Here is a 26379-nt window from a genome sequence, read left to right on the forward strand (position 1 = left end):
CAGTTCCGCCAAGGGGACAGGCATGCTCAGGGTCCAAAAGGTCAAGGTCGACGACATCTACGTGCCCACGGCGCGGAAGAAGACGCTGCACCCCGAGACCGTCCGGCATCTGGCCGAGGACATACTTGAGAACGGCATGAAGACGCCGATCCAGGTCCGCCACGATGGCAAGCGGCACATCCTTGTCGAAGGTCTGCATCGGCTCGAAGCCGCCAAATGGCTGGGCGAGACCGTAATCGACGCCTATCTGGTGCAAGCCAAGCGCCACTGACACGGGCTCCGCTCGCCGTTTTCAGCCTCCGTTTCCAGAATTTCTCGCGGGCAATGTCGGTTTGCTTTGCGTCGGCTCGTCCTTGGGACGGAAGCCAGATCAAACCAAGGAGACCACCGTGGCCGCCAAGCTCGACATCGCCCCCGCCGACGACCGCGAACTGGTTCTCGCCCGTATCATCGATGCACCGCGCCGGGACGTCTATCGCTGCTGGACCGAACCGAAATTGATCACGCAATGGTTCGCGCCAAAGCCGTGGACGACGCCGCGTGCCGAGATGGATGTGCGCGCCGGTGGCAACAGCCTGGTCGTCATGGCAGGCCCCGACGGCAACGAGTTCCCCAACCCCGGCGTCTTCCTCGAGGTCGTTCCCGGCGAGAGGATCGTCTTCACCGATGCTTATACCCAGTCATGGGTGCCATCGGAAAAACCGTTCATGACAGTCGTACTGACCTTCGAGGACGAGGGCGAGGGCAAGACCCGCTACATCGCGCGCGTCCGGCACTGGAGCGTCACCGACCGCGAGCAGCACGAGGCGATGGGCTTTCACACCGGTTGGGGCCAGTGCACCGATCAGCTCGAAGATCTCGCCAGGGCGCTCTGACAGAGCCACACCGGAGGAGATCGATATATCCAAAGTTCTGTTTTTTGCCATTTTTGCCTTGGCCGCTGCGTTTGTCGCTTGCCCGGGCACCATCAATGCAGAGGAGACAAAGCCTGCCATGACCACCGAAACGAAAACACTGCCGAAGCCACAAAAGTCCGGCCTGCTGCCGATCAACGGCGTAAATTACTATTACGCCGTCTATGGCAAGGGTGAGCCGCTGCTTCTGCTGCATGGCGGTCTCGGCTCCACCGACATGTTCGCGCCGATCCTGCCCAAGCTTGCCGAAAACCGCACCGTCATCGGGGTCGACCTGCAGGGGCATGGCCGCACCGCCCTTGGCGACCGGCCATTCAGCCTGCAGGCGATCGGCGACGACATGGCTGGTATCGTCAAGGCACTCGGCTACGACACGGTCGACGTCATGGGCTATTCGCTGGGCGGCGGGGTTGCCTTCCGCATGGCGGTCCAGCATCCCGAGGCTGTGCGCCGGCTGGTCCTTGTGTCGACCGGCTATGCCGCCGACGGCTTCTACGACGAGATGCGTCCGCAGCAGGCACAGGTGAGTGCCGCCGCCGCGGCGTACATGAAAGACACGCCGATGTACAAATCCTACGTCGCCGTCGCCCCGCATCCGGAGGACTTCCCGAAACTGCTCGACGCTCTCGGCAATTTCATGCGCCAGAACTACGACTTCTCGGCCGACGTTCCCAAGCTGAAAATGCCAGTCATGCTCGCTTACGGAGACAGCGACATGTACAAGCCCGAGCACGAGATCAAGTTCTACCAGATGCTCGGCGGCGGCCTGAAGGATGCCGGCTGGATGCGCGAGAACCTGTCGCAGAACCGGCTGGCCATCCTGCCCAACCGCACCCACTACGATGTCTTCTTCGCTCCGGAACTGACGGCCGCCGCACTGCCGTTCCTCGATGGCGAGACCAGGGTGAAGAGCTGGGACGAGGTGGTCGGCGAAGCCGAATGACCCCTGCCATCTCCGCCGGCCGTCTCCAGCGAGACAGCCGGCGTGCTGTTCAGGAAGCCTTGGCCCGGCGCGGCTGCCTCAGATGCTTGATGCCGCTCATTTCAACGAAGTTCGTCGCCGACTCCCAGAGATAGTCGCCGTAAAGAAACGGCGCGAAGGGTTCGGAGCCGTCCAACGGTAGAGGCGAGATTTCCGCGTCGACACGTGGCTCGTAGAAGAACGGGATCGAGAACCGCACGGTTTTTGGCGCAATGACCCGGTGCCGTGTCGCCCGCACGCGGCCGCCGGTCCAGCGTTGCAGCAACTGGCCGAAATTGACCGCCAGCGTGCCATCGGCTGGGGGCACGTCGATCCATTCGCCGGTGAGGTTCTTCGCCTGCAAGCCCTCGACGCCGTCCTGCGCCAGCAGGGTGACGAAGCCTGAATCGGCGTGTTCCCGGCCGATGATGGTGCGCGTCTCGCCTTTGTGGGTCACCGAAAACTCCGGCCCGCTGGTATCGACGCCGGCACTGGCGTCGCGCAGGGGATAGCGGATCAGGCGCAGCGTCGAGATGCCGCCGTCGAAATAGCTATCGAAGATCATGTCAGGCAGGCCAAGCCCGCGGGCGATCGACCGCATCAGCATGGTGCCGACCGTTTCCATCACGCGATAGTAGTCGGCTGCGGCAGCGCGCCAGCCGGGCAGGGCATTCTCGGCGGGTAACGGTGTCGGCTCGCACAAAGGATCGTCGCTGGCCGTTACTCGCGCTGCATCGGCAAGGTCCGGCCCCATGTCGATGCCTTCCTTGTAGGAAACGGCTTGCGGCTGCAGCGGAAACCAGCCGCGGTAGAAATTCTTCTTGGTGTGATCGAAATTCCAGCGCAGTAACTCCTGCTTCTCGGCGTCGGGAAGCGCGAAGACGCGCAGCAATCGCGCGCGCTTGTTGGGCGTCAGCCAGTCATCGCCGGGAAAATCCCGGACCGCCAGAAAGCCGATGCCGGCCGCTGCGGCCATGATCTCAGCGTCGGCGCGGTCGCGCGCGGGCGAGGGCGGCCCGAACAGGGCCGCGATGCCGATCGTTTCGATCTCGGGTGTCATGACAATCCTGCAGCATCACCATAATCGATGACCTTGTATCAAAGCTTTTCAATTGACCCAATCGGCCTCGCCGTTACTTTTGCCGCCTGTTTACTCCACCAATGGATCCAGGCGATGGCAAAATACGAGGGCGGATGCCTGTGCAGGGCGGTGCGCTATCGCACCGATGCTACCCCCATCAACGAGCGCATCTGCCATTGCCGGCTTTGCCAGAAGGCGATCGGCGCGGCGTTCAATGCGCGTGTTCTGTTTCGCATCGGCGATGTGACGGTCGAGGGCCCGTTGGCCACGGTCAACACTTCGCCGGACCTCAAGCGGGGGTTTTGTCCAGCCTGCGGCACGACGCTGTTTTCGCGGCGCGATTCCGCCGGCATCATCGGCGTGACGACCGGTTCGCTTGACGACCCGTCGCTGTTCCGGCCCCAGATGCACATCTGGACCGTCTCGAAACAGCCCTGGGTGATGCTGGATGACGGCCTGCCGCAATTTGAAGGCACTCCGCCGGCCTAGCGTTCCTTCTTCCCCGTGAAGGGAAAGGACGTGCCCCAGGATGACCAAAAATTAATCCAAAGAGACACGTGATAGCCGGCAAAACGTCATTGGCGGGCCATCTTTGTCTCCCTATCTAAGCGTCGCGGGCCCGGCATTCGAGGAGACGACGGATGAACGACAGCATCAGCACCCTGGACGAGCTTTTGAGCGATCCGATGGTCCTGCTTGTGATGGAACGTGACCGTGTGCGCCCGGAACAGGTGCGCATGCTGCTCGAGCGGGCTCGCCGGCCAGCCGCGGAGGAGCCTGTCGTGCCGCCCGCGCATGTGATTGCCAGGACCTGCCAGAAATTTTGGCTCTGCCCGTAATCGTCTTGCCAACCTCCATTCATGCGAGCATCGCTGGCCCTTCGGGCCGGTGAATGCATGTCGCCCTTTGGGAAGACGACATGCAAAAAAACAAATCTGAAGCGCGTAGCCTGAATCCGTATCGACGCGACGTGCTTTCGAAGCCGTGCGCGTCCGACGCGGCGGTGCCAGCTTACAAATCCGTAAATTGATTATCCGCCGCATGACGGTATGCCTTGCCGGGCACCGATCTCCTCCGATCGTGTCTTCGCGACTCCGATTTCTCCCGCATGGAACCCGACATGGCTGATATCTGCACACAAGGCGTCGACACGGGCTTTGTCGGCCTTGGATTTGCCAAGGTCGCATTCCTCGGCCTCGTGCAAGGCATCACCGAACTGCTGCCGATTTCCTCGACCGCCCATATGCGCATCGTGCCGGCGGTGCTTGGCTGGCAGGATCCGGGTTCCGCCTTCTCCGCCGCCATGCAGCTTGCCGCCCTTGCCGCCGTGGTCAGCTATTTCTGGGGCGATGTCAGGGATCTCCTGTTCGGTTCGATCGACGCTCTCACACGGCGCGGTTTCGCCGATCGGCATTTCCAACTGGCTTCCTGGATCGTGCTGGCGACACGATCCCCATCCTCATCGCCGGCGTGGTACTTTCGGGTGTTCTCAACGCCTGCAATTCGCCGTTGCGTAGCCTGAGCGTGATTGGCTGGGCCTGCATAGCCATGGCGATCCTGCTGGCCCTGGCCGAGATTTTCGCCCGCCACAAGCGCACCATCGGCGAAGCGTCGCTAGCCGACGCGCTACTTGTCGGTGTCGCCCAGGTTGGCGCGCTGATCCCGGGGGTCTCTCGCTCCGGCTCGACGCTGACGGCCGCACTGGGGCTCGGCTTCAAGCGGGCCGAGGCGGCACGCTTCTCGTTCCTGCTGGGGCTGCCGGCGATCGCACTCGCCGGCCTCAAGGAATTGTGGGAACTGCACAAGGTGCATCTCGATGCCCATGGATGGTCGGTTCTCGGCCTGGGGCTGCTCGTCGCCTCGATTTCGGCCTTCTTCGCCATCTGGGGCCTGATGCGTGTGCTGGAACGCTTCTCCGCCTGGCCCTTTGTCATCTACCGTGGCCTGCTCGGCGTCGTCCTGCTGCTGGGCGTGGCGATGGGATGGCTCGTCTAGCTCCCTAACCCGAACCTCTGTGTTGCGCTGCTGCAACCCTCGAAGGGGCATGCGGCGTCCTCAAAGAGGTAATCGGTCGGTTTGGTTGACTTCGGGATATAACCGCCCTTAACGTTCTGTTAACAAAACAGATGGGCGGGGCCGGATGGCATCCTCGATGGGTTGGCGCCGGAAGGCGAAGGGACTAGGGCTTGCGATTGCCCTGATTGCTTTCTGTTCGGCGGCGAATTCGGCCTATACGGCTCCCGTTTCCATGGCTATCGGCGGCTCGACCTCCCAGCCGATCGGCCACTATGATTTTTGCAAGATCCATGCCGCCGAGTGCTCGATCCGTTCATCCGACAGCGAGCCGGAACAGATGACCGGCAAGCTGTTGCGGGAGATCAGCGCCGTAAACCTTTCGGTTAACGCGCGCGTCAAGCCGATGAGCGACATGGACAATTACGGCAAGGAGGAATGGTGGGCCTATCCGGACAATGGCTTCGGCGATTGCGAGGATTACGCGCTGGAAAAGCGGCGTGAGCTCAACAGCCTGGGCATCGCCATAGCCAACCTCCTGATGACGGTGGTTCGCAAGCCGGACGGCGAAGGCCATGCCGTGCTGACGGTGCGCACCGACAAGGGCGACTTCATTCTCGACAATCTCGTCGACAAGGTTCGCCTCTGGAACCAGACGCCGTATCGCTATCTGAAAAGACAGGCGAGCGACAATACCGGGCGCTGGGTTTCCATTCTTGCCGGCGAAGAGGAACTGGTCAGCGCCGTCAAATAGCCGCTGCCCGACGTCCGGGCCATAATCCATACTTCTTTCCTTCATCGTGTCGGCAAGCGGTGCTATCCACGACAGTTCGTTGGAACTGCCAATCCGGAACGCGCATGGATTTTTTGACCGTCCTGTATTCGGCGCCCTTGCTGCTGAGCTTGTTCAAGGCCGCGTTGCCGTACGCGGTCGCCACGACAGTGGCATTCGGCCAGTGGTTCGCTTCGGTGCCGCCGTGCCGCGATGTCTCCTTCGAGGCTACGAGCTTCCTCGTCTGCGAGGTCGATCCGAAGCTCTATTCAATCGAACTGTTCTGGAAAGACCCGGCAGGCAAGCCTTTTCAGTCGCTGCACAATCTTGACAACGCCCAGCGCAGGGCCGGCCGGACCCTGCTGTTCGCCATCAATGCCGGCATGTACCACCCCGATCTCAGGCCGGTCGGCCTCTATGTCGAACGCGGCCAGGAAATGGCGGGTGTGAAAACGGGATCGGGAAGCGGCAATTTTTCGCTGCAGCCGAATGGCATTTTCTATATCAGCCGCGGCAAGGCCGTGGTGCGGGCGACCAAGGACTTCGTCAGGCAGCGGCCAGCCACCGACTATGCGACACAATCAGGGCCAATGCTGGTGATCGACGGCCAGCTTCACCCGAAATTCCAGGCCGACGGCACCTCGCGCAAGAGCCGCGACGGCGTCGGAGTGCGAAACGACGGTGTTGCCGTCTTTGCCATCTCGAACGGCACGGTGACGTTCCATGCCTTCGCTCGCCTTTTTCGCGACGCGCTCGGCTGCGACAACGCGCTCTTTCTCGACGGCACGATATCGAGCCTGCTCGCTCCGGCCATCGGCCGCAACGACGACTACTGGAATCTGGGACCGATGATCGGCGTCTTCAGGAAGCGCGGCTGATGCACGGCGCCCTCAATCGCGGCACGCCTAAATCCGTGCATTGCGCCTGCCGCGCATTCTGACGACAAGCACGGCGACGATGATCGCCACCACCATGGCCGCGATCACTGCCACGCCGACCAGGCTGGTCGCGTCGAGTTCGGGCAGATTGTCGGCTCCTTTCGCCACCAGCCATCCAGGCGACAGCGCGACCGGCGCCCAGATGATCGCCGACAGGATGTTGGCAATCTGGAAGCGCCGCCTGTTCATGCCCATCATGCCGGCGACCAGCGGCACGGTGGCGCGCACCGGACCGAAGAAGCGGCCGACGAAGACGGCGGCGACACCGTAGCGATGGAAGAACACGCGCGCCCTGGCGATCTCGCGGCGATAGCGGTTGAGCGGCCATTTGTGGACGACGCCGCGCCCCAGCCATTTGCCGAGAAAATAGGAGATAGTGTCGCCTAGCGCCGCGCCGAGCATAGCGGCGAGGAGAACGGGCAGGGGCTGGACGATGCCGGCGCCCACCAGGCCGCCGACGATGATCAACACCGCGGTGCCGGGCAACAGGATGCCGACCATCACCAGCGACTCGCCGAAGGCCAGCAATCCGACCACGAGACCCGCCCAGGCCTGATGGTTCTCGATGATACACACGCTCTGGTCGATGAACGACTGCACGCAAGCTCCCTGTTGAAAGTGTTCCTCGGCTGCCGCTGTCAGGCTCCTGAGTTCGTCGAGCTTGCCGTCGACGAGCCAGCCGTAATAGGTCTCGACCGGCAGCTTGCGGCCTTGGCACGGGCAAGGGCCGCCGCGCCGCACACCCGTTCTCAACAGCCACATCATGGCCCTGTCAAGGCTTGGCCGGGCCGATGCCGACGACTGCCTGAAAGCGGCCACATGCAGGGTAAAAAACTTGATTCAAACTTTATTGGTAATTTCTCGTTCATAACTCGTCTGGTTGTCCGTCGGCCGTCGCCTTCGGTCTGTTGTGTTCGAGTACAGGTCCAGATGCGGTTACCAGGCGTCGTCAGTTTCGTGATCGCATCGCTGTGCCTTGCCGGCTGCTCGTCGACATCGGGCATGGACGCGCTCGACATGCAGAAGCCGTCCAATGAAATCACCAATTCGGTGGTGCGGCCACGCGCGCCGATCGCGTCCGTTCCGATGGCCAAGGCAAACGCGGCGCGCAAGCTGGTTGAGGTTGCGCCCGAGGACACCGCTCGGCCTTTTGGCCTTGCCGAGGAAGAGACGGTGGCGTTTCCCGCACCCGAACTGCCCGACAGCGTCGAACCGCCGATCGAGGAGGCAGCCCTGGTGTCGCCGCCGAAGCTGTTGTCGCGGGCGGCACCGCCCATGCTGGCGGGCCCGGTCACGCGTTACGGCTTCCGCGATGCCAAGCCGATCAATTTCGGCCGCTCCTCGCCCCGACACCTTGCCGTGCACGGGGTGGACGTGTCGCGCTGGCAAGGCAACGTCAACTGGGAGAAGCTGCGCGCCCAGGGCGCCAACTTCGCCTATATCAAGGCGACCGACGGCGGCGACCACCTCGATCCCCTGTTTATGAAGAACTGGCGTGACGCCGACGCTGCCGGCCTGAAGCGCGGTGCCTATCATTTCTTCTACTGGTGCCGCACCGCCGGCGAGCAGGCCGACTGGTTCATCCGCAACGTGCCGAAGGTCGACGGCGCGCTGCCACCGGTGATCGACGTCGAGTGGAACGGCGACTCCAGCTGCCAGCGGCGTCCGTCGCGCGAAAAGGTGCTGGAGAAAATGCAGGTGTTCATGGACAAGCTGGAGCGCCACTACGGCCAGCGGCCGATCATCTACACGGCGCCCGATTTCTATCGCGACAATCTCCAGGGCGCATTCCCGGATTACCCGTTCTGGCTGCGCGCCGTGGCCCGGCATCCGTCGAAGGTCTATCCCGATCGCAAATGGCTGTTCTGGCAATATTCCGGCTCCGGCCTGTCGCATGGCGTAACCGGCCGCATCGATCTCAACGTCTTCCATGGCGATGAGCGGCAATGGCGCGCCTGGGCCGGCGGCGGAGGTCGGGCGGTGATGGCCGACGCGGATTAGAACAGATGCTTTCGCGTCGGCGCTCGTCCTGTCCACCTATCGGAACTGGTTGCTCCCGCCGTTCTTTTCCTCGCTCAAACGCAGCCGCGCCCTCAAGCCCATTATCTCGGCGATCGCGGCATCGATCATGGCGAGAAGGGTCAGCGTGTCGTGCTGGGTCGGATCGGCCCTGACATAGGCGAACTGGTTCAGTATATCGGTGTCATCTTCGGTTTGTTCGCTCATGCGCATCGTCCCGGCTGTTGTGGATCTTCATCCGATCGGATCGATCGTCTTTTATCACGTCATCGTCCGGATGGCCCGCCACATTGGCCCAGTTCCTGGCGCGGTTCCCACCGTGCTTCGGATAAGTCCCCGCGCCCTTCAGCTGGAGGGCTATGTTCGCGTCATGGCAATAGCCGAATAGCGGCTGGTCGTCGCTCCCGTAGCCACGCTACACCATTGAACCTTTCCGGCGGTCATTTCCTAATCTTGCGAATAGACGAGACATTGCCGTCGCCATGCTGTCACTATGCGTGCTGCCGCACTCTAATCGTCGGGGGGACGAGTTGGAGCTCAAGTTTCTGTTGGTCGGCTTTGCCTGCGCGGTCGCCGGCATGCTGTCGATCGTCACCTTCCTGAAATGGCTCGAGGTCAAGGCGGCCAGCCGCTGGTTGCCGACGCCTGGAAAGGTCGTCTCGTCGCGCGTCGAGGCGCGCGAGGTGACAAGCTCGGGTATTGGCTCGGAGAGCGGCACTTCGACCGAAATCCGCAATTTTCCGGCCATCACCTATGAATACAAGGTGGGCGGCAAGACATTTCAAAGCTCGCACTACAGCGTGCAGGAGAACCTCGGAAATTTCGAAGTCGCGGAAACCCTTGAGCGGTTTCCGCGTGGCGCGGCGGTAACCGTGTTCTATGACCCGTCCAGCCCGGGCAAGGCCGTGATCGAGCGCACCATGCCGGACGGCGCCTTCAAGTTCATGGTCCAGCTTTCGGCCGGGCTCGTGGTTGGCGCGCTGGTGTTGGTGTTTTCGGTCGGTGGCGTGCTGGAGGCTGTCGGACCGCATCTGCCCAAGCCGGGGAACCTCGGTGCGGCGGCATTCCTGCTGTTCATGGGGCTTTTTGTGCTGCGCATGGGCTTTGTCCAAAGATCGATTGCCGGGCAGGCGGCAACATGGCCGACCGCCGCCGGCCGTATCGATGCGTCCGGCCTGCAGGCAATCAAGACCCGCGACCGGTTTGAGGGCGGTGGGTACCGGCCTTGGCGCACGGTGTTCAAATCCCGCATCGTCTACAGCTATGGTGTCGCCGGAGAGCGCTACAGCGCCGATCGCGTCGCTTTCGGCGCCAGCGTGACAGCCTCGCTGCCCGGGCTCGTCGGCGGTCAGGCGCGGCGCTATGTCGAGGGCAGCAAGGTCGACGTGCGCTATGACCCCGCCAACCCCGCCTCGGCGGTACTCGAATGCCGGGTGCGCGGGCTATGGCTGCTGTGGGTCTGCTCGGCAGGCTTTCTCGGCGGCGCGGCCTTGCTGGTCGGGTTGGTCTGAGTGTCACCGCTTCAGCAGCGCACGAGAGGTCCGCTGTCGAATCCGCGCCAGCTCAACCGCACCGTCCCACCGTCTCTTTTGATATGGATGGTGCGAGAAAATGGCTCGTCAAGCGATGGGTCCGCGCCATAGCACTGGCTGGCGTGAACCACCCAACCGGTGGCGGTTTTGCGAAAGATCGCATGCTCGCAACCGAGGTCGGGAAACGACAGGGCCGACTGATCCACAGTGAAGACAGTCTGGCGCTGGACGTCGGCGGTCGCATGGCAGTTCAACCTTTCGCTGGACCATGTCCCGACATAGGGCGCTGCCGCTACGGCCGGCACAATCGTAGTTGCGGAGATCGCTATGATCAGTGTCAAACGCTGCATCTCTTGTCCCCTGGGCCGCTGCGTTCGATCATACAGATTGCGGGCTTGTGTGGGGCAAGTTTTCGATCGACCAGATAAACGCAGCGGTTCCGGATTTCGCTTATGGTTTTGCACGGATGATGCGACTGTGCGGCCCGGCACGCAGCCGGCCTTGCTTCATTGACACATGCCCGAGATTTCGATGATCATTCGCAAACTGGCCTTTGTTGTCCTGGGTTCGCTCGGGCTCGTGCAAGCGGCGGGCGCCAAGGAATGCCTCCTGAGCCACGCCACCTATCAGGAGCCACGCTCGGGCGCCGTCATGCAATTCCAACCGCTGGGCGACGAACCGGCGGCACTGACGACGCAGGTGTTCTCGCTGACGGTGCCTCATACCGGCATACGCCTGCCGGCCGATATTACCTGGACCAATGGCAAGAATTCGTTTCCGCTCGGTACCATCCGCCGCCCCTGCACCAACGACGACCGCGAAGCGGGTCTGCAAGACGACAGCGGGCTTTGCCGGATATGGGACGGGCAAATTTATGCCCTGACCGGAGGCGGAGCCGAGCAGCTGAATTCGCGCGAAGCGACCCCGGCGCCGAAAGGGCTATTGCTGCCTGAGTTTGGTGCGACTTTCATCGAATGGCCCGATTTCGCCAATGCCAATCCCGACGGCTCGGCCTGGGACGCCTTTACTTTGACAGGATGCAGCGATGAATAGCGCCATGAAGTCCATTCTCTGGGTGAGCGCCCTGTTCGCATCTTTGACGGTCTCGGCCACGGCACACGCGGACGAGCCGGCGCCGTCGCGGCCGCCGATCGACAAATGCGTCTGGGAAAAATTGACCGACAAGACCATCGGTGTGGCCGCATGGGCGCAGCGCTGCGATTTTGGCTTCCGCCAGATCCATTTTGAATTCGTCGGCAACGCGCTTGCCATCAAATACAGCGATGGCGGTGCGCCGGATCCGCTGGTCGAGGTGCTCGACATCCAGTCAGGCGAAGCCGCAGAGGCTGCGGTACAGCGCTTGTTCCTGGAAAAGACCGAGAAGGCCGTCAACGCCCGCTGCGTGCTCGCGCCCTACACGGAAGGCACCGTACCCGCTGGCGTCAGACGCTACACATTCAGCCCCGACGCCGCCTACGCCAAGGAACTGAAGGCGCAGGCCAATGATGATGTCCCCGAACCGCCCTGTGGTGACTGGGGCGAAAAGCCCGACGGCATCCAGTATTTCGAGGTGCCGGCAGGTGAAGCGCGCAAGCTTCTCTTCGTCCGGGCGGGGCAGGATGAGCCGCTGTTTGACGAGCAGACGTTGCGGTGTTGCAGTAGGGTAGGTGCTGGGACCGCGTCCGATCCGGATTGATTGGATCCCCGTCTGCGTTCTACGCCTCTCTGTGCTTATATTAGCAAACCTCGGACGTTGCTCGCGTTTGCTCGTGCTCCATCGAAGATGGACTGTCGATCAAATCCACAACGCTCCAAAATCGAGATTCTGAAGGCGAGCAAGAATGTTCTAGCCAGATAGTCCATGTCGACATACTCGTCAGTTTTATAGTTTGTATCCGCCCCGTGCGCCTCCTTACCTCGAAGGTACGCGACTCGTTGCGGCTTGATTTCCGAAAAGGCCTTGATCTCTGGGAATCGGGTGTAGAGGGTACGCAGTGTGGCAGTTAGCGACGGCGCGCGGCCAAGCATGGGATAGAGTCTTCGCTCAACAAAGCCGGTCAGAAAATCGTCGCCGTTTGACCTATGCGAAATTATGGAAAGGGCTTTCTCTGCTTCGTTGTCAATAGTTGGCTTTGATTTGAAGTATCTTTCTATCAACCTCACGGTATAGAAAAAAACTTCTTCTACATATCGCTGTTTTACCTGGGATGAACGAAACCATTTAAAAGAGATCTCGTTTAGGCTCCATTCTTTAAAAAATTTGTCCAAAATTTCCGCCCAGTTTTCGTCTAATGACAATTCAGCAAGTGTCTCATGTCTGTGAACGAAAGTGCTTTTTGAGAAGCCGGTATCATATCCCGAGAGCTGGAACTCCTCGTGGCTCGCTCCCTCACCTTGATCAAGCAGTACCTCCTAAGAAATCATCTAGAGCGCGTAAGTTCTGTAATGCTTCTGAAGTTGATTTTGGGGAATTGTATCTAATTACTAGGCAGACATCAGAAATAAAGCGAACCTCGCTTCTGTCCGACGAAGTACCGATATTCCTTTTGTCGCCGATCTCAATGGTGTAATCGGGTGCTTCCCATTTACTTCGAGTTATGTTGAATCTTGCGCTTCCACCAGTGTTTGGGATATCGAATGAATGCTCGACAGGGTTGATGCCAAGTACGCTGGCTAGAGTTGGTGAGTAAACCGTCAGAGCGGTGACAGCCTCTTCTTCGGCGGTAACGCCAACCTTGTCTATAAAATATGGAAAAGTAAATTCCACTCTTAAAACGCTGAGATTGGCCCAAGTCCTTCTGCCGAACCTTGGGTAACAAAAAGTGGCGTAGTGGCCATCCTCAGTCAGAACGCTGAGAAAACGATGCGTTAGCTTTTCGGGAAGCTCAAAGTTTAGGAAGTTTCCTTTGGATGGCTTGTAGTTCTCTAAGAACAGATGGCCGCTGTATCCTTGAGTGAGGTCGAACGAAAACTGACCCTGGCACGATGAGCAGCCATCGGCAGGGTCAGTCTTAATTGTGAATAACTTTAATGTAGGTAGGGAAGGGCTAATTTCTGGCAATCAGCTGCACCCGCTCGTCGCGCCGCACGTATCGCACTTTTCACATGTCCCGTTCCGCACCATGGTGAAATTCTGGCACTCGGAGCAGGAATTGCCGGTGTAGCCCTGCAGCAGCGACTTGGCGCGGCGGTCGGCGGCGAGTTTCTTCGCTTCGGCCGCTTCATGGGCCGCCGTATCTGTGAACAGCGCCGCGGTGGTATCGGTCGAGGCATCGGAGGCCGCTTCCTCGAAGGCGATGTCTTCCGCCAGTTCCTTGGCCCGCTCCTCATAATCGCGTTTGTAGGCGACCGCTTCGTCGCTGGCCGGCTTCAAGGCCAGCACGTTGGAGCCGGAGAAAGCAGTCGGCGCCGAGCGGGCAGGGGCTCCGGCACCGGCAAAGCCCTTCGGCTCGTTGCCGATCGCCCGGGAAACCAGCTTCACCGGCGAACCACGGGTCAGGCCCTTGGAGACGGCGTCGGTCTTGCCTTCGCTGATGCCGCGGCCCAGTGCGGTGTTGGAGAAATCCGACTGGTCGACATGGGCGAGATCGTTGCGGCCGAGATAGGAGATGGCCAGCTCACGGAACACATAGTCGAGGATCGACGTCGCGCTCTTGATGGCATCGTTGCCGATGACCATGCCGGCCGGCTCGAACTTGGTGAAGGTGAAGGCGTGCACATATTCGTCGAGCGGCACGCCATACTGCAGGCCAAGCGAGATCGCGATGGCGAAGTTGTTGAGAAGGCCACGCAGGGTGGCACCCTCCTTGTTCATGTCGATGAAGATCTCGCCGAGACGCCCATCGTCATATTCGCCGGTGCGCAGGAAGATGGTGTTGCCGCCGATCTTGGCCTTCTGCGTATAACCCTTGCGGCGGCCGGGCAGCTTTTCCTGCTCGCGCGACACGCGTTCGATGATGCGTTCGACGATGCGCTCCGTGATCTGCGCCGCGCGCGCCGCCGCCGGTGCCTGGATCAGCTGCTCGACCGCATCGTCCTCGTCCTCCTCGCCATCGGCGAGCAGCGAGGCATTGAGCGGCTGCGACAGCTTCGAGCCGTCGCGGTAGAGTGCGTTGGCCTTCAGCGCCAGCTTCCACGACAGCATGTAGGCGCTCTTTGCGTCCTCCACCGTCGCGTCGTTCGGCATGTTGATGGTCTTGGAGATGGCGCCGGAAATGAAGGGCTGTGCCGCCGCCATCATCTGGATGTGGCTGTTGATCGACAGCGAGCGCTTGCCGATCTTGCCGCACGGGCTGGCGCAGTCGAACACGGGCAGGTGTTCGGCCTTGAGGAAGGGCGCGCCTTCCAGCGTCATCGCACCGCAAACGTGGATGTTGGCGGCCTCGATGTCCTTTCGGGAGAAACCCAGCGCCGGCAGCATCTCGAACGAGAAGTCGTTGAGTTGCTCGTCGGTGAAACCGAACGTCTCCTTCACCCAGTCGGCGCCGAGCGTCCACTGGTTGAAGACGAACTTGATGTCGAAGGCCGACTTCAGCGCCGCGTTGAGCGCCGCGATCTTGTCGTCGGTGAAGCCCTTGGCCTTGAGCGAGCCAGGGTTGACGGCCGGCGCCTGGTTGAGGTTGCCGTGACCGACGGCGTAAGCCTCGATCTCGGCAATCTGGCTCTCCGAATAGCCCAGTGTGCGAAGCGCTTCCGGCACGGCGCGGTTGATGATCTTGAAATAACCGCCGCCGGCGAGCTTCTTGAACTTCACCAGGGCGAAGTCGGGCTCGATACCGGTGGTGTCGCAATCCATGACCAGACCGATCGTGCCGGTCGGCGCGATCACGGTTGCCTGTGCGTTGCGGTAGCCATGCTCCTCGCCGAGTTCGATGGCGCGGTCCCAGGCCGCTTTGGCGTGAGTGGCCAGATCCTGCTGCTTCAGGTCCGATGCGACGAGAGGCACAGGATTGACGGCCAGCTTCTCGTAGCCGTCCTTCTCGCCATAGGCGGCGCGACGATGATTGCGCATGACGCGCAGCATGTTCTGGGCGTTGCGGTCATAGTCGGGGAAGGCGCCAAGTTCGGAGGCCATCTCGGCCGAGGTGGAGTAGGCGACGCCGGTCATGATAGCGGTCAGCGCGGCGCAGATGGCGCGGCCCTCGTCCGAATCGTAGGGAATTCCCGAGGTCATCAGCAGGCCGCCGATATTGGCATAGCCGAGGCCCAGCGTTCGGTAGTCGTAGGAGAGCTTGGCGATCTCCTTCGACGGGAACTGCGCCATCATGACCGAGATCTCCAGCACCATGGTCCACAGCCGCACGGTGTGCTCGTAGGCTGCGATATCGATCGTGCCGTCGGCATTGCGGTAGGGGAGCAGGTTGATCGAGGCGAGATTGCAGGCCGTGTCGTCGAGGAACATGTATTCCGAGCACGGGTTGGAGGCCCGGATCGCACCGGCCGAAGCGCAGGTGTGCCAGTCGTTCATCGTGGTGTTGAAATGCAGGCCGGGATCAGCCGACGCCCAGGCGGCGTAGCCGATCTTTTCCCAGAGGTCCCGCGCCTTCAGCGTCTTCAAGACCTTGCCGTCCTTGCGGGCGGTCAGGTGCCAGTCCGCGTCCTCTTCAACGGCGCGTAGGAAATTGTCCTTCAGCGACACCGAATTGTTGGAGTTCTGGCCCGAAACGGTGAGGTAGGCGTCAGAATCCCAGTCGGTGTCGTAGGTCTTGAACGACATCGAGGTGTAGCCCTGCTTGGCGAACTGGATGACGCGGTAGATGTAGTTTTCCGGCACGGCCGATTTCTTGGCCAACTTGATTTCGCGCTTCAGCGCCGTGTTGATGGCAGGATCGAAACAGTCGTCATCATGGCCTTCGCAGTTCACGCAGGCCTTCATGATCGCTTCGAGATGCTTCTTGACGATCTTGGAGCCGGTCACCAGCGAGGCGACCTTCTGCTCTTCATTGACCTTCCAGTCGATGAATTCCTCGATATCGGGGTGATCGGCGTCGACGATGACCATTTTCGCCGCACGGCGTGTCGTGCCGCCCGACTTGATGGCACCCGCGGCGCGGTCGCCGATCTTGAGGAAGCTCATCAGGCCGGACGAGCGGCCGCCGCCGGACAGCTTTTCGCCTTCGCCGCGCAGCAGCGAGAAGTTCGAGCCGGTGCCCGAGCCATATTTGAACAGGCGCGCCTCGCGCACCCACAGATCCATGATGCCGCCCTCGTTGACGAGGTCGTCTTGCACGCCCTGGATGAAGCAGGCATGCGGCTGCGGATGCTCGTAGGAGGATTTCGACTTGGTCAGCTTGCCGGTGAACGGGTCGACATAGAAGTGACCCTGGCTCGGACCGTCTATGCCATAGGCCCAGTGCAGGCCGGTGTTGAACCATTGCGGCGAGTTCGGCGCGACGCGCTGGGTCGCCAGCATATAGGCAAGCTCGTCGCGGAAGGCGCGCGCGTCCTCCTCCGACGCCTTGAAGTAGCCGCCCTTCCAGCCCCAATAGGTCCAGGTGCCGGCCAGCCGGTCGAAGACCTGGCGGGCGTCGATCTCGGAGCCATAGCGCTCGGCCTCGGGAAGCTTGGCGAGTTCGGCCTCATCGGCGACGGAACGCCACAGGAAGGAGGGGACGTCGTTCTCCTCGACCTTCTTCAGGCGCGCGGGGACGCCGGCCTTGCGGAAATATTTCTGGGCCAGGATGTCGGCGGCGACCTGGGAGAACTGCGCAGGCACATCAATGTTGTCCAGGCGGAACACAACCGAGCCATCCGGATTCTTGATCTCGGAAAGCGCCTTGCGGAATTCGATCTCCGCATACGCTGCCCCTTCTTGACCTGCATGTCCTGGCTTGGTGAAACGACGCTCGATGCGCATTGGTCCGGTCCCTTTTGTCTATATGTAGCGCTTTCATCAGGGGATTTCTGCCCCCCAAAAGACGAAACGCGCAGTCCGCCGTTTGCCGACATTTTGAACAATGCCGACATCTCCCTTCGCAGGCTCGGCCACGCACACGACAATAATGCCTTGCCAGGCATCTGCCGAGGCTGCCAACCGGCCCGCAGGCCCCCTCAAAACTGAATTTTTCGATTCCCTCACCCGAGGGAAATTCACACTATCTAGCGTCGAACTTAGCTGCAAACACTAAATATAGTATTAACAGACAATTTATGCCAGTCCGACAATTCTCCCTTTCGTCGCCCACCAACCCACGATCCCAACGCTTCCGCCGGCCTCGTAAATAGGCGGAAATGCGGGCAAAACGCACATAATCCGGGAAAAAGACCGGGCTCAGAACTTTCCGGTCGCGCTCTCAACAGGAGCGCATGGCCTATAAAAGGCGACTCGTTTCGGGCCGTCAAGGATTCGTTTGCGTAGCTTTTGTGACCCCAACATCTTGTGTGTCACACATGTGGATAACGGGGATACAATTGACCCGCCGTCGGCCATCTGCCCGGCGGCAAGCCGGTGCGATCAGCGACATGGGCGCGGCGAAACATTTGCTGGACGCCGCAAAAGGCCCGCCAAGCCGGTGAGCCTCGCCTTCAGCCGTAGTGTAGCTTCGGCTTGGGTTCGGTGCCGTTGAACTGTACGCCGATCCGCTCGCTGCGGCGCCAGCGGACCTCGCAGCGATAGGCCACGCCGTCGAGCGGTATGTAGAGAAGGAAATGATCGGGGACCCGGGCTTCGGCGGGTAATTTCAGTTCGGCGCCGCCCGCATGCTGGTTGCGCACCGTACAGGCGATTTCGGAATTCTGGATCCCCGTGATGACTGTTCCACCTTTGAGCACGCGCGGACGATGCTCGCGCTGCGGCTCGCCGGGATCGTGCTGAAGTGGGTCTGCGGGATTCGCCATCGATCAAACGCCAAGACTGATCAATCCTAACCAACAAAAATTAGCAAACCCTTGCGGCACAAGGTTGTGCGTCCGCCGCGATACACGCGAAAGGCGTCGATCAGGAGAACCTGCGTGGGTCGGCACAGAAATAGGCAATGATCTGGCAAAGGTCGGGTTCATTGACCATGCGCACGGCCTCGCTGGAACTGACCCATTTGCGGGTGCGGGAGTGCTTTTCCTTCCAGCGGTCCGCGACCTTTTCGACGTGCAGTGGGAACACCAGAACCTCGCAAGGCACTTCATCGCCCGAAGCCAGTACCTTGGCATAGAAATAACGACCGGCTTCGAGATGAGAGATGTTTCCGCGCAAGCCGGCTTCCTCGGCGGCCTCCCGGGCGGCCGCTTCGCAGAGCGGCTCCCTAGCTTCCGGCCAGCCTTTTGGGAGCACCCAGCGGCCAGTATCACGGCTGGTGATCAACATGACCTCGACGCCATTCCCGACATCGCGCCAGGGCAGGGCGGCAACCTGCAGACGGCACGGCGCCGTGCCGAAGAGTCGCCTGACCCTTTCAGCAAGGTGATTGTGCGTCGTTGGCCGTGTCAACATCGGAGAAGCTAGCCCCAGCCTCCAGAATCGTTTGCCGTCTCATGAATCTTACGGCTAATTGTGACCAATAAAAGTAAAAACTTCGGTCACGCTGGCTGATTGCCGCCAACAACGGTCGATTTCACAGGATACCTTGGCGGCGGGGCCCTCCGCGCAAGCAAATATTGCCCGTTCGGCACCGGCTTGATTGGAAAAAAGCAGCTTGCCGCGAATCAGCCGGCGTGATCGTCGGCGATCGGCTTCTGATAGGTGAAACCCATGTCCCAGGGAAAATAGATCCAGGTGTCCTGGCTGACCTCGGTGACGAACGTATCGACCAGCGGCCGGCCTTTCGGTTTGGCGTAGACGGTCGCGAAATGGGCCTTCGGCATCATTGCCCGCACGATGCCGGCGGTCTTGCCGGTGTCGGTCAGGTCGTCGACGATCAGCACGCCGGCGCCATCGTCGGCCAGCAAGGCCGGCGTGATCTCCTTCAGCACCTGCAACTGCCCTTGGCTGGTGTAGTCGTGATAAGAGGCGACACAGACCGTCTCGATCACGCGGATGCCGAGTTCGCGCGAAATGATCGCCGCCGGGACCAGGCCACCACGCGTGATGCAGACGATAGCCTTCCACTGACCTTTGCTGGTGCCGGCAAGCCGCCAGGCAAGTGCGCGCGCGTCGCGATGGAACTGATCCCAGGAGACCGGGAAGGCTTTTTCGGGAAGGGACATGTCTCGCGCACTCCACGGCACGCGGCGGCCGCGTGCAAGAAACAGGGAATGCGCGCGGAATTAACTGGAAACCCCCGGACTTGGCAAGGGCGGCCCGTAGCAATCGCTGTGGACTTATCGCGACAGGAAGGCCGCGACCTGTGCCGAGCGCAGCACCGTGCGTGTTACCCCGCCGAACAGCAGCTGGCGCAGCCAGGAGTGGCTGTAGGCGCCAAGCACCAGCAGATCGGCGCCGGTCTCGGTGATCCTGTTCTGGATCATGTCGTCGACCGAGGTGCCGCCCGATTTCTGCACCGAGACGCTGACGGTGGCGCCGTGGCGCGACAGGGCCGACGCGATTTCGGCGCCCGCGGCCTCCGGGCGTTCGTCGAGCGAATCGGGCGGATCGATGACCAGTATGTCGGTTTTCTCGGCCTCGATGATGAAAGGCAAGGCATCGAAGGCGGCGCGCGCGGCCTCCTTGCTGCCGTTCCAGCCAAGCAGCACCCGTTTGAAGGTGGTGACCAGCGGGCCCGCACTCGGCACCACCAGCACCGGCCGGCCAGCGTCGTAGACAAGCGTATCGACGTCCGCGCTCGGATCGCCGCCGGTCTCGCGTTGGGCGGCGATGATGAGATCGGCGGCGCGCACGCTTGAAATTCCGGTCAGTGCGCTGTCGCCGGAGAAGCTCTCCAGGCTGCGCCATTCGAAGGAAAGGCCGGAATCCTCGATCCGCTTCACGAAGACAGCCTCGAGTTTGTCGGCCCGCTCCCGGTTCATGTCGGCGGACACCTGCAGGAATTCCGTATCGGGAAAGCCCGTCGCCGACGTGTAGGGCACCGGGAGCGCCTCGGCATGGATGCCGATCAGATGGCTCTCGAAGCGGCTGGCAAGCGGAATGGCGCAGTCGAGCACCCGCTCGGCGTCCTGCTCGTTCTGCAGAATGGCAATGATGGTCTTGAAACGCATGATGACCCCTCAATCCCGCGAGTGGCGAGCCCGCGGCAGGGAAACGTTGTAGCGTCGTTCTTGGTTCCGGTTTGCAGCGGATCAGCTCGCCTTAGCCGCGAAGCCTGCCACCAAGGCCTCGACATCGGCGCGCGCGGCTTCAAGCGCCTCCGCGCTGCGGGCACGAACGACCAGTTCGGTCCAGAACTTGCCGTCGCCATATTTGGGATAGGAGCCGATGATCGTATCCGGATGGGCTTTCTGGATCTCGCCCAATGGCCCGCCGACAAGGCCCTCGCCGAACGGACAGTGCACCGTGGCCGACAGCATTTTGGTGCCGGCTCTCAAGGTCGGCACGACATTGTCGAGCATGGCCTGGAAGATAGAGGGCACGCCAGCCATGACATGGACGTTGCCAATGCGGAATCCGGGCGCCACGGACACCGGGTTGTCGATATGGTCGGCGCCGCGAGGCATCCGCGCCATGCGCTTGCGCGCCTCCGTGTATTCGATGCCGCGCGCGGCATAGCTCGCCTCCAGCAGGGCATAGGCCTTGGCATCGTATTCGCAAGGCACACCGAATGCCTTGGCGATCGAATCGGCTGTGATGTCGTCATGCGTCGGGCCGATGCCGCCGGTGGTGAAGACATAGGTATAGCGTGCGCGCACGGCATTCACCGCCGCGACGATCTCGTCTTCCTCGTCGGGAACAATGCGCACCTCCTTCAGGTCGATGCCAATTGCCGTCATGATATCGGCGAGATGGCCGATGTTCTTGTCCTTGGTGCGGCCGGACAGAATCTCATCGCCGATGACGAGCATGGCGGCAGTGACGATTTCAGGCATGGAAGGCTCCGGAAGGACGGGTCGCCTGAAATAGCGCGGCGGATGGGCGGCGGCAATGGCCGTCCAAAGGCGAACGATATCACCTGCATTGCAGTACCCGGCGCGCTTGAGCAGGGTGGGAACAAGCCCTTCCAGATTATCCTCGGTCCCGGAGAGCGACGAAGGCCGAGGTGGTCGGCGGCCTTGGCCACATGCCGCAAACCATCGCGCCCGAACAGGTCACATCCTTCGAGCGCATGGCGGCACACGCTTTGCCAACCCGGCATCACCGCCACTTCACGAGAATTTCAGGGAACCACGCGGCTGACGGTCAGGTTTACGCCGTGTCGCATCCCAAGGCGGCCAAGATCAAGATACGGAGAAAAATCAATGTACAGGAAACTTTTCGCAGCATCCTTCCTGACCATCGGTCTCGCCACATCGGCGATGGCCCAATCGTCGGACGCTACCTATTCCAACCATCACTATTGGTGGCTGTTCGGCAATGAGGATTCCTCTGCCGTCGACCAGAGCACCACTGGCAGCATCAACGCCGACGGCTCCCGATTGAGCACTCTTGGCAATCCCGGCCCGGCCGGACCTTGTGCCTCAAGCACGCCAGGCCCTGATGCGAACGCGCAGGGCAACGTCAACGATCAGTATTGCGGTAAATAAATAGGCCAGCCGCGTATTGCCTGCCGCGGGACGCCGTCTCTCCTGGCGTCCGCGGCTGGCGCAGGGCTGGATCAATCCGAGATTTCAGTCTGAGGCCGATCGCGACCGTCGGCCAGTTCCTCGTGCCATTTGCCCTCGGCGTCCTCGTACTGGATGCCATCTGTGGAACCCGCCACCTGTTGTTCGGCCGAAGCGATCTCGGCGGCGCGCAATGCATCCTGATGGGTGGGAAATGTCTCCGAGAAGGTCGCACCGACCTTGTAGGCCCAGCCACCGTCATGCTCGACGATCTTGTAAGTCAGCTTCGCCATCTAAACCTCCAGTTAAAGGTCCGCCTGCTCAATGCAGCCGGTCATCGGGCAGCCGGTCGTCGGGCAGCCGGTCGTCGGGCAGCCGGTCGTCGGGCAGCTTGTCGTCGGGCACCAGCACTTCCGATTCCCTGGCGGCCTCGATCAGTGCCCGGCGCGCCTCCGCTGTCGAACGATAACCTTCCAGCACTTTGAGGCAAGTGTCGAGGGCATCACGATGACGAGGCCCGCGATTGAGCGGCCACACCGTCATCAGGCACTCGGCCGCCTCCTGGGTCGAGCGGATATGGCGATATTTGCCGACATGGCCAAGCTCGACCACGACCGGCGTTTCAAAGGGTTTGTTGTCCATCATCATGGCCGCAACGCAAAGCAGCCAATTTGGTTGCAAAAGTGGCCTTCGGCCTGCGCCCAAAGGTCGCGACGCCCTTGGGCAGCGCGCCGGTACCGGGAGAATGGGCGATCAGCCGGCGGCCTTCATCCAATGTTCCATCGTCGTCACCGAGCGGGCGAGTTGCGGCGCCGGATGAATCTTTTCGCTGAACGTGGCGGCCGCACGCCATCCCCAGCGCGGATCGGCGAGGAAGGCTCGCGCCAGGGCCACCATGTCGGCGCGACCCTCCGCGATAACAGCCTCGGCCTGTTTCGGGTCGTCGATCAGGCCGACCGCCCGGGTCGGGATGCCCGCGCCCTTGCGCACGGCTTCGGCCAGATGCACCTGATAGCCGGGGCCGGTGGGCAATTTCTGCAATGGCGAATTGCCGCCGCTCGAGCAGCAGAGATAGGCGACGCCTTCGGCCTTCAGCGCTTTCGCCACCTCGACCGCGTCCGCGACGTCAAAGCCGCCATCGACCCAGTCCTTCACCGACAGCCGTGCGCCGAGCATCAGTTTCGGTGCGGCTTTCTTCACCGCCCTGGCGATCTCGACGACGAGACGCATCCGGTTTTCCAGCGAGCCACCCCAGCGATCCGTGCGCTGGTTGGACAGCGGCGACAGGAACTGGAAGATGAGGTAGCCATGCGCCGCATGCAGTTCGATGAAGTCGAAGCCGGCACGGTCGGCCCGCCTTGCGGCGTCCGCGAACCGCTCGACGAGCTGCAGGATTTCCTCGTCGTCCAGGGCGCGCGGCACGTTCCAGCCGGTGTCGTAGGCGATGGCCGAGGCCGAGACGGTCTGCCAGGGATCCTCGTTTGGCTGCAACGGGCCGCCGCCTTCCCAGGGTTTGCGGTTCGAGGCCTTGCGGCCGGCATGCGCCAGCTGCGTGCCGAATTTGGTGCCGGGTGCGGCCACGCGCTTGGCCGCATCCAGCGCGCGTCGCGCGGCGGCTTCATTGTCTTCGGAGTAGAGGCCGAGACAGCCATGGCTGATGCGTCCGCGCCGCTCGACATCGGTCATCTCCACCGTGACCATGCCGGCACCGGACATGGCAAGGTTCATCCAGTGGTAAAGATGCCAGTCGCTGGCCGAGCCGTCCTCGGCGGAATACTGGCACATCGGCGCCACGGCGATGCGGTTGGGGAAGGTGAGCCCATCGAGGGTGATCGGCTGGAAAAGCGATGTCGTCATGGAAAAACTCCGAGAAGGGGAATGCGCTATCTAGGCGACGGCACCCGTCCATACCACACACGAGACGGTGAAGCGCGCTGGACCAATCGCTGGCCCGATTGCGCCTGTTCCGGTTCGCGGCTACGCCTGCGTCCGCCAGCCAGCATCGAGGTGTCATATGGAAGACCGCGTTCGTATCCGCTCGGAAGAGGTTCTCTCCGACGACTGGGCGGTCCTGAAAAAGACCGTGCTCGACTATCGCCGGCGCGACGGCCAATGGGAGACGCAGGTCCGCCAGACCTATGATCGCGGCGACGGCGCGGTGATCCTGCCCTATGACCCGCAGCGCTCGACCGTGCTTCTGGTGCGACAATTCCGCTATCCCGCTTACGTCACCGGCCACCGCGAGCCGCTGATCGAGGCCTGCGCCGGCCTGCTGGACGAAAACGATCCGGAAACCGCCATCCGCAAGGAAGCCGAGGAAGAACTGGGTTACCGGTTGAAGGACATCGAGCGGCTGTTCTCGCCCTATATGAGCCCAGGCAGCGTCACCGAGCGGCTCTGGTTCTTCGTCGCGCGCTACTCGCCCGCCGACCGCATCTCGGCCGGCGGCGGCGCTCCGGAGGAGGGCGAGGACATCGAGGTCCTGGAAATGCCGCTCGACGAAGCGCTGGCCGGCATCGCCGATGGCCGCATTGTCGACGCCAAGACCATCATCCTGATCCAGCATTTGAAGCTGAACCCAGTGACGGCTTGATCAGAGACCGAGCGATCTCAATTCAGCTCGCGTGACCCAACAGTCGGGTGGTGGCCGCGTCACGATGATGTTCGGAATTAACGCGATCGACGCCTTCGACGGTGATGGCGAACGTGCCGTTTTCCGTCCTGGCTATCCAGTCCTTCGCTTTCAGATACCAGAGGTGAAACTCGAGGTGCTCTTGCGGACAGCCTGACATTCGTTCGAGTTCTTCGTCGCCAATACCGGGATGGTTGACGTCCTGTCGGCGTTTTACATACAGCAGTGACAGCACTTTAGCTTGAATGACGGAATCTCGATCGAAGCCCTTTGTATTGCTCGCCTCATCGGTCAGCTCGGCCCGGTGGTTCAAATGGGCCTTGTACTGAATGTCGTACTGCGCACGCTTGACCGGATCCTTGAGCGTGTTGTGAGCCTCAAGAATATCGCTGAAGCGTGACTCGTTGCCGGTGACTTGGTTGTCGGGGTGATAGCGCATGGCAAAATGACGAAAAATGCGTTCTATTGTTTCCGAATTGGCATTCGGACTGATTTCCAGCATTTCGTAGAAATCGATGAACATACCTGGCTTCCCCATCCCATTTTCGGCCGTTTCTGTCTCACCGTCAGGTGACAATTTTGGCGACGACCATAGAGTATATATTTCACGATTTACTAATGTGCCGAGCGTACAAAGGGACACATACAGGAATTAAGCGAAAAAATCAGACCTTTGCGTCCTGAGCTGCAGACCTTGGTCTGGTAGCATTTCGCTCATCGGAGGCGGCTTGCCATGACCGATAAACCTTCTGAACCTCTAGTAGAGCGTCGGACGCACTTACGCGAGGTGGTTTTGAAGGAGGCGTTCATAATCACGCAGAATGGCGAAATAGGCTGCGCCGTCAGAAACCAGCATGAGCACGGCGCCGAGCTGCGTGTCGCTGCGGGGGTTGAAGTGCCAAATACCTTCCGGCTGCGCGTGCCTTTGGACGGTGCGAATTATCGAGCGGAAGTGCGCTGGAGAAAAGGCGAGCGACTGGGCATCCAGATCCACAGCAATTTCTCGCTTAAGGTCACCTAACAGGCGGTAAGCCGATTGATATGAGCGCACACCCAGCACTGCGTTGGGGTGGCTTTCGTCGTATCGCATCCCGGCCTCATCGCATAAATCCTGACTTTGTCACCAATCGCTTGCCTACATATTAGAGCAAGCGCATATTATGCCTTGGGGACTAGGGCGGGGAATTAAGAATGTGCAGCACCTGTGATGGTACAGCGGTCGACCGGAGAGATTTCCTCAAAGTCGCCGCGGGGCTCGTTGCGTTCGGCGTTGGTGGCGCCACATGGTCGGCGCGCGCGGCCCAAGGTGCCGTGACCTCGCTGAGCCCCGATGAAGCGCTCGCCGCACTGAAATCCGGCAACGAAAGCTACGTCAGTCACCCGGAACTCTGCTCGATAGACCTTGCCGCGCAGCGGAATGCTGTCGCCGCACACCAGGCGCCCTGGGCCACGATCATCAGTTGCGCCGACAGTCGCGTTCCGCCTGAACTGATCTTCGGCGGTCACGGCGTTGGAGAACTGTTCGTCGCCCGGAATGCTGGCAACCTCGTCGACACTGCCACGCTCGGTACGGTCGAGTACGGGGCAGCGGTGCTTGGTTCACCCTTGATCGTCGTTCTGGCGCACACAAACTGCGGCGCCGTCAAGGCGGCGTGCGACGTGGTGACCAAGAACGCGACCTATCCTGGTGCGATCGGCCCAATGATCGAACCGATCCTGCCCGCGGCGATAGCAGTGCGGAGCGAAGCGGGTGATTTCGTCGACAACACCGCCAAGGAAAGCGCGCGGAGAACCGCGAGGCGCCTGGCCGCCTCGAGCAAGGTGCTGGCCGGCCTCATCAAGGCGGGGAAGCTGAAGATAGTCGCGGCAATCTATGATTTGCCAACGGGTGCGGTGACTTACGTCGAATGACACACCCGTCGTCGAGATCGAAG

31 protein-coding genes and 1 pseudogene are annotated in these 26379 nt (G+C 61.4%); 15 read left to right on the plus strand and 17 right to left on the minus strand.

The window, feature by feature from the left end:
* Window positions 1-22 precede the first annotated feature (22 nt).
* The 3 genes from ACVWWD_RS19700 (at window position 23) to ACVWWD_RS19710 (ending at window position 1857) form a co-directional block, all read left to right on the plus strand.
* Window positions 23-271 carry a ParB N-terminal domain-containing protein gene (locus ACVWWD_RS19700; protein WP_023773145.1) on the plus strand — a complete coding sequence of 83 codons (249 nt, stop codon included), beginning with the start codon at window positions 23-25 and terminating at the stop codon, window positions 269-271.
* Between the two features lie 118 nt (window positions 272-389).
* Window positions 390-875 (plus strand): SRPBCC family protein, encoded by a 486-nt coding sequence (locus ACVWWD_RS19705; protein ID WP_352550499.1) that lies wholly within the window; start codon window positions 390-392, stop codon window positions 873-875.
* Window positions 876-900: 25 nt separating this feature from the next.
* Window positions 901-1857 carry an alpha/beta fold hydrolase gene (locus ACVWWD_RS19710; RefSeq protein ID WP_023773144.1) on the plus strand — a complete coding sequence of 319 codons (957 nt, stop codon included), beginning with the start codon at window positions 901-903 and terminating at the stop codon, window positions 1855-1857.
* 49 nt (window positions 1858-1906) lie between these two features.
* Here the strand turns inward: ACVWWD_RS19710 and ACVWWD_RS19715 are convergent, their stop codons facing one another.
* The gene (locus ACVWWD_RS19715; protein WP_023783888.1) at window positions 1907-2935 is read right to left on the minus strand and encodes an isopenicillin N synthase family dioxygenase; all 1029 of its coding nucleotides are present in this window, start codon (window positions 2933-2935) and stop codon (window positions 1907-1909) included.
* A gap of 114 nt (window positions 2936-3049) precedes the next feature.
* On the opposite strand from ACVWWD_RS19715, the gene ACVWWD_RS19720 reads away from it, so the two are divergent.
* From ACVWWD_RS19720 to ACVWWD_RS19740, 5 genes and pseudogenes are all read left to right on the plus strand, one after another.
* A complete protein-coding gene (locus ACVWWD_RS19720) occupies window positions 3050-3445 on the plus strand; it encodes a GFA family protein (RefSeq protein ID WP_352550498.1) in 396 nt (131 codons plus the stop codon).
* Between the two features lie 152 nt (window positions 3446-3597).
* A complete protein-coding gene (locus ACVWWD_RS19725) occupies window positions 3598-3795 on the plus strand; it encodes a hypothetical protein (RefSeq protein ID WP_352550497.1) in 198 nt (65 codons plus the stop codon).
* Between the two features lie 281 nt (window positions 3796-4076).
* Window positions 4077-4951: pseudogene (locus tag ACVWWD_RS19730) on the plus strand (undecaprenyl-diphosphate phosphatase).
* A gap of 145 nt (window positions 4952-5096) precedes the next feature.
* Window positions 5097-5723: a transglutaminase-like cysteine peptidase gene (locus ACVWWD_RS19735; protein WP_352550496.1), complete on the plus strand. Its 627-nt coding sequence runs from the start codon at window positions 5097-5099 to the stop codon at window positions 5721-5723.
* A 104-nt stretch (window positions 5724-5827) separates the two neighbouring features.
* Window positions 5828-6619, plus strand: coding sequence for a phosphodiester glycosidase family protein (locus ACVWWD_RS19740; protein ID WP_352550495.1), 792 nt, complete (start codon window positions 5828-5830; stop codon window positions 6617-6619).
* Window positions 6620-6646: 27 nt separating this feature from the next.
* Here ACVWWD_RS19740 and ACVWWD_RS19745 read toward each other — a convergent pair whose 3' ends face one another.
* Entirely contained in the window at window positions 6647-7279 is a 633-nt protein-coding gene (locus ACVWWD_RS19745) for a DedA family protein (RefSeq protein ID WP_457103639.1), read from the minus strand.
* 330 nt (window positions 7280-7609) lie between these two features.
* On the opposite strand from ACVWWD_RS19745, the gene ACVWWD_RS19750 reads away from it, so the two are divergent.
* Complete coding sequence (locus ACVWWD_RS19750) at window positions 7610-8680, plus strand: glycoside hydrolase family 25 protein (RefSeq protein WP_023783892.1); 1071 nt, start codon at window positions 7610-7612, stop codon at window positions 8678-8680.
* Between the two features lie 36 nt (window positions 8681-8716).
* Here the strand turns inward: ACVWWD_RS19750 and ACVWWD_RS19755 are convergent, their stop codons facing one another.
* Window positions 8717-8905 carry a hypothetical protein gene (locus ACVWWD_RS19755; RefSeq protein ID WP_352550494.1) on the minus strand — a complete coding sequence of 63 codons (189 nt, stop codon included), beginning with the start codon at window positions 8903-8905 and terminating at the stop codon, window positions 8717-8719.
* Between the two features lie 323 nt (window positions 8906-9228).
* Between ACVWWD_RS19755 and ACVWWD_RS19760 the strand changes: the two genes are divergently transcribed.
* Window positions 9229-10209, plus strand: a complete 981-nt coding sequence (locus ACVWWD_RS19760) for a DUF3592 domain-containing protein (protein ID WP_352550493.1) — start codon at window positions 9229-9231, stop codon at window positions 10207-10209.
* Between the two features lie 11 nt (window positions 10210-10220).
* Here the strand turns inward: ACVWWD_RS19760 and ACVWWD_RS19765 are convergent, their stop codons facing one another.
* Window positions 10221-10580 carry a hypothetical protein gene (locus tag ACVWWD_RS19765; RefSeq protein ID WP_352550492.1) on the minus strand — a complete coding sequence of 120 codons (360 nt, stop codon included), beginning with the start codon at window positions 10578-10580 and terminating at the stop codon, window positions 10221-10223.
* Window positions 10581-10761: 181 nt separating this feature from the next.
* Here ACVWWD_RS19765 and ACVWWD_RS19770 point away from each other — a divergent pair, with 181 nt between their 5' ends.
* Window positions 10762-11283, plus strand: coding sequence for a hypothetical protein (locus ACVWWD_RS19770; RefSeq protein WP_352550491.1), 522 nt, complete (start codon window positions 10762-10764; stop codon window positions 11281-11283).
* A 121-nt stretch (window positions 11284-11404) separates the two neighbouring features.
* Entirely contained in the window at window positions 11405-11926 is a 522-nt protein-coding gene (locus ACVWWD_RS19775) for a hypothetical protein (RefSeq protein ID WP_457103284.1), read from the plus strand.
* Between the two features lie 35 nt (window positions 11927-11961).
* Here ACVWWD_RS19775 and ACVWWD_RS19780 read toward each other — a convergent pair whose 3' ends face one another.
* The 8 genes from ACVWWD_RS19780 to ACVWWD_RS19815 form a co-directional block, all read right to left on the minus strand.
* The gene (locus tag ACVWWD_RS19780) at window positions 11962-12528 is read right to left on the minus strand and encodes a hypothetical protein (protein ID WP_352550489.1); all 567 of its coding nucleotides are present in this window, start codon (window positions 12526-12528) and stop codon (window positions 11962-11964) included.
* A gap of 100 nt (window positions 12529-12628) precedes the next feature.
* Window positions 12629-13291, minus strand: coding sequence for a hypothetical protein (locus ACVWWD_RS19785; protein WP_352550488.1), 663 nt, complete (start codon window positions 13289-13291; stop codon window positions 12629-12631).
* Window positions 13292-17086, minus strand: coding sequence for a vitamin B12-dependent ribonucleotide reductase (locus ACVWWD_RS19790; protein ID WP_457103285.1), 3795 nt, complete (start codon window positions 17084-17086; stop codon window positions 13292-13294). It lies immediately after the preceding gene.
* Between the two features lie 668 nt (window positions 17087-17754).
* Complete coding sequence (locus ACVWWD_RS19795) at window positions 17755-18066, minus strand: PilZ domain-containing protein (protein ID WP_023773128.1); 312 nt, start codon at window positions 18064-18066, stop codon at window positions 17755-17757.
* A 100-nt stretch (window positions 18067-18166) separates the two neighbouring features.
* A complete protein-coding gene (locus ACVWWD_RS19800) occupies window positions 18167-18655 on the minus strand; it encodes an NUDIX hydrolase (RefSeq protein ID WP_023783900.1) in 489 nt (162 codons plus the stop codon).
* Window positions 18656-18867: 212 nt separating this feature from the next.
* Entirely contained in the window at window positions 18868-19368 is a 501-nt protein-coding gene (gpt, locus tag ACVWWD_RS19805; protein ID WP_015318084.1) for a xanthine phosphoribosyltransferase, read from the minus strand.
* Window positions 19369-19482: 114 nt separating this feature from the next.
* Window positions 19483-20316: a universal stress protein gene (locus ACVWWD_RS19810; RefSeq protein WP_352550551.1), complete on the minus strand. Its 834-nt coding sequence runs from the start codon at window positions 20314-20316 to the stop codon at window positions 19483-19485.
* An 81-nt stretch (window positions 20317-20397) separates the two neighbouring features.
* Window positions 20398-21141, minus strand: a complete 744-nt coding sequence (locus ACVWWD_RS19815; RefSeq protein WP_352552484.1) for a competence/damage-inducible protein A — start codon at window positions 21139-21141, stop codon at window positions 20398-20400.
* 369 nt (window positions 21142-21510) lie between these two features.
* On the opposite strand from ACVWWD_RS19815, the gene ACVWWD_RS19820 reads away from it, so the two are divergent.
* On the plus strand, window positions 21511-21795 hold the full coding sequence (locus ACVWWD_RS19820; protein WP_023773124.1) for a hypothetical protein: 285 nt from the start codon (window positions 21511-21513) through the stop codon (window positions 21793-21795).
* Window positions 21796-21866: 71 nt separating this feature from the next.
* Here ACVWWD_RS19820 and ACVWWD_RS19825 read toward each other — a convergent pair whose 3' ends face one another.
* The 3 genes from ACVWWD_RS19825 to ACVWWD_RS19835 form a co-directional block, all read right to left on the minus strand.
* Window positions 21867-22106, minus strand: a complete 240-nt coding sequence (locus ACVWWD_RS19825) for a DUF2188 domain-containing protein (protein ID WP_015318080.1) — start codon at window positions 22104-22106, stop codon at window positions 21867-21869.
* Window positions 22107-22134: 28 nt separating this feature from the next.
* Complete coding sequence (locus ACVWWD_RS19830) at window positions 22135-22458, minus strand: DUF982 domain-containing protein (RefSeq protein WP_051407654.1); 324 nt, start codon at window positions 22456-22458, stop codon at window positions 22135-22137.
* 108 nt (window positions 22459-22566) lie between these two features.
* Window positions 22567-23670 (minus strand): NADH:flavin oxidoreductase/NADH oxidase, encoded by a 1104-nt coding sequence (locus ACVWWD_RS19835; RefSeq protein WP_023773122.1) that lies wholly within the window; start codon window positions 23668-23670, stop codon window positions 22567-22569.
* A 157-nt stretch (window positions 23671-23827) separates the two neighbouring features.
* On the opposite strand from ACVWWD_RS19835, the gene ACVWWD_RS19840 reads away from it, so the two are divergent.
* Complete coding sequence (locus ACVWWD_RS19840) at window positions 23828-24406, plus strand: NUDIX domain-containing protein (RefSeq protein WP_023773121.1); 579 nt, start codon at window positions 23828-23830, stop codon at window positions 24404-24406.
* Between the two features lie 22 nt (window positions 24407-24428).
* Here ACVWWD_RS19840 and ACVWWD_RS19845 read toward each other — a convergent pair whose 3' ends face one another.
* Entirely contained in the window at window positions 24429-24968 is a 540-nt protein-coding gene (locus ACVWWD_RS19845; protein ID WP_023773120.1) for a J domain-containing protein, read from the minus strand.
* A gap of 255 nt (window positions 24969-25223) precedes the next feature.
* Window positions 25224-25535 (minus strand): hypothetical protein, encoded by a 312-nt coding sequence (locus tag ACVWWD_RS19850; protein ID WP_023795121.1) that lies wholly within the window; start codon window positions 25533-25535, stop codon window positions 25224-25226.
* A gap of 101 nt (window positions 25536-25636) precedes the next feature.
* On the opposite strand from ACVWWD_RS19850, the gene ACVWWD_RS19855 reads away from it, so the two are divergent.
* On the plus strand, window positions 25637-26356 hold the full coding sequence (locus tag ACVWWD_RS19855; RefSeq protein ID WP_023773118.1) for a carbonic anhydrase: 720 nt from the start codon (window positions 25637-25639) through the stop codon (window positions 26354-26356).
* The last annotated feature ends 23 nt before the right edge of the window (window positions 26357-26379 follow it).

This window comes from Mesorhizobium sp. URHB0026, from assembly GCF_054059755.1.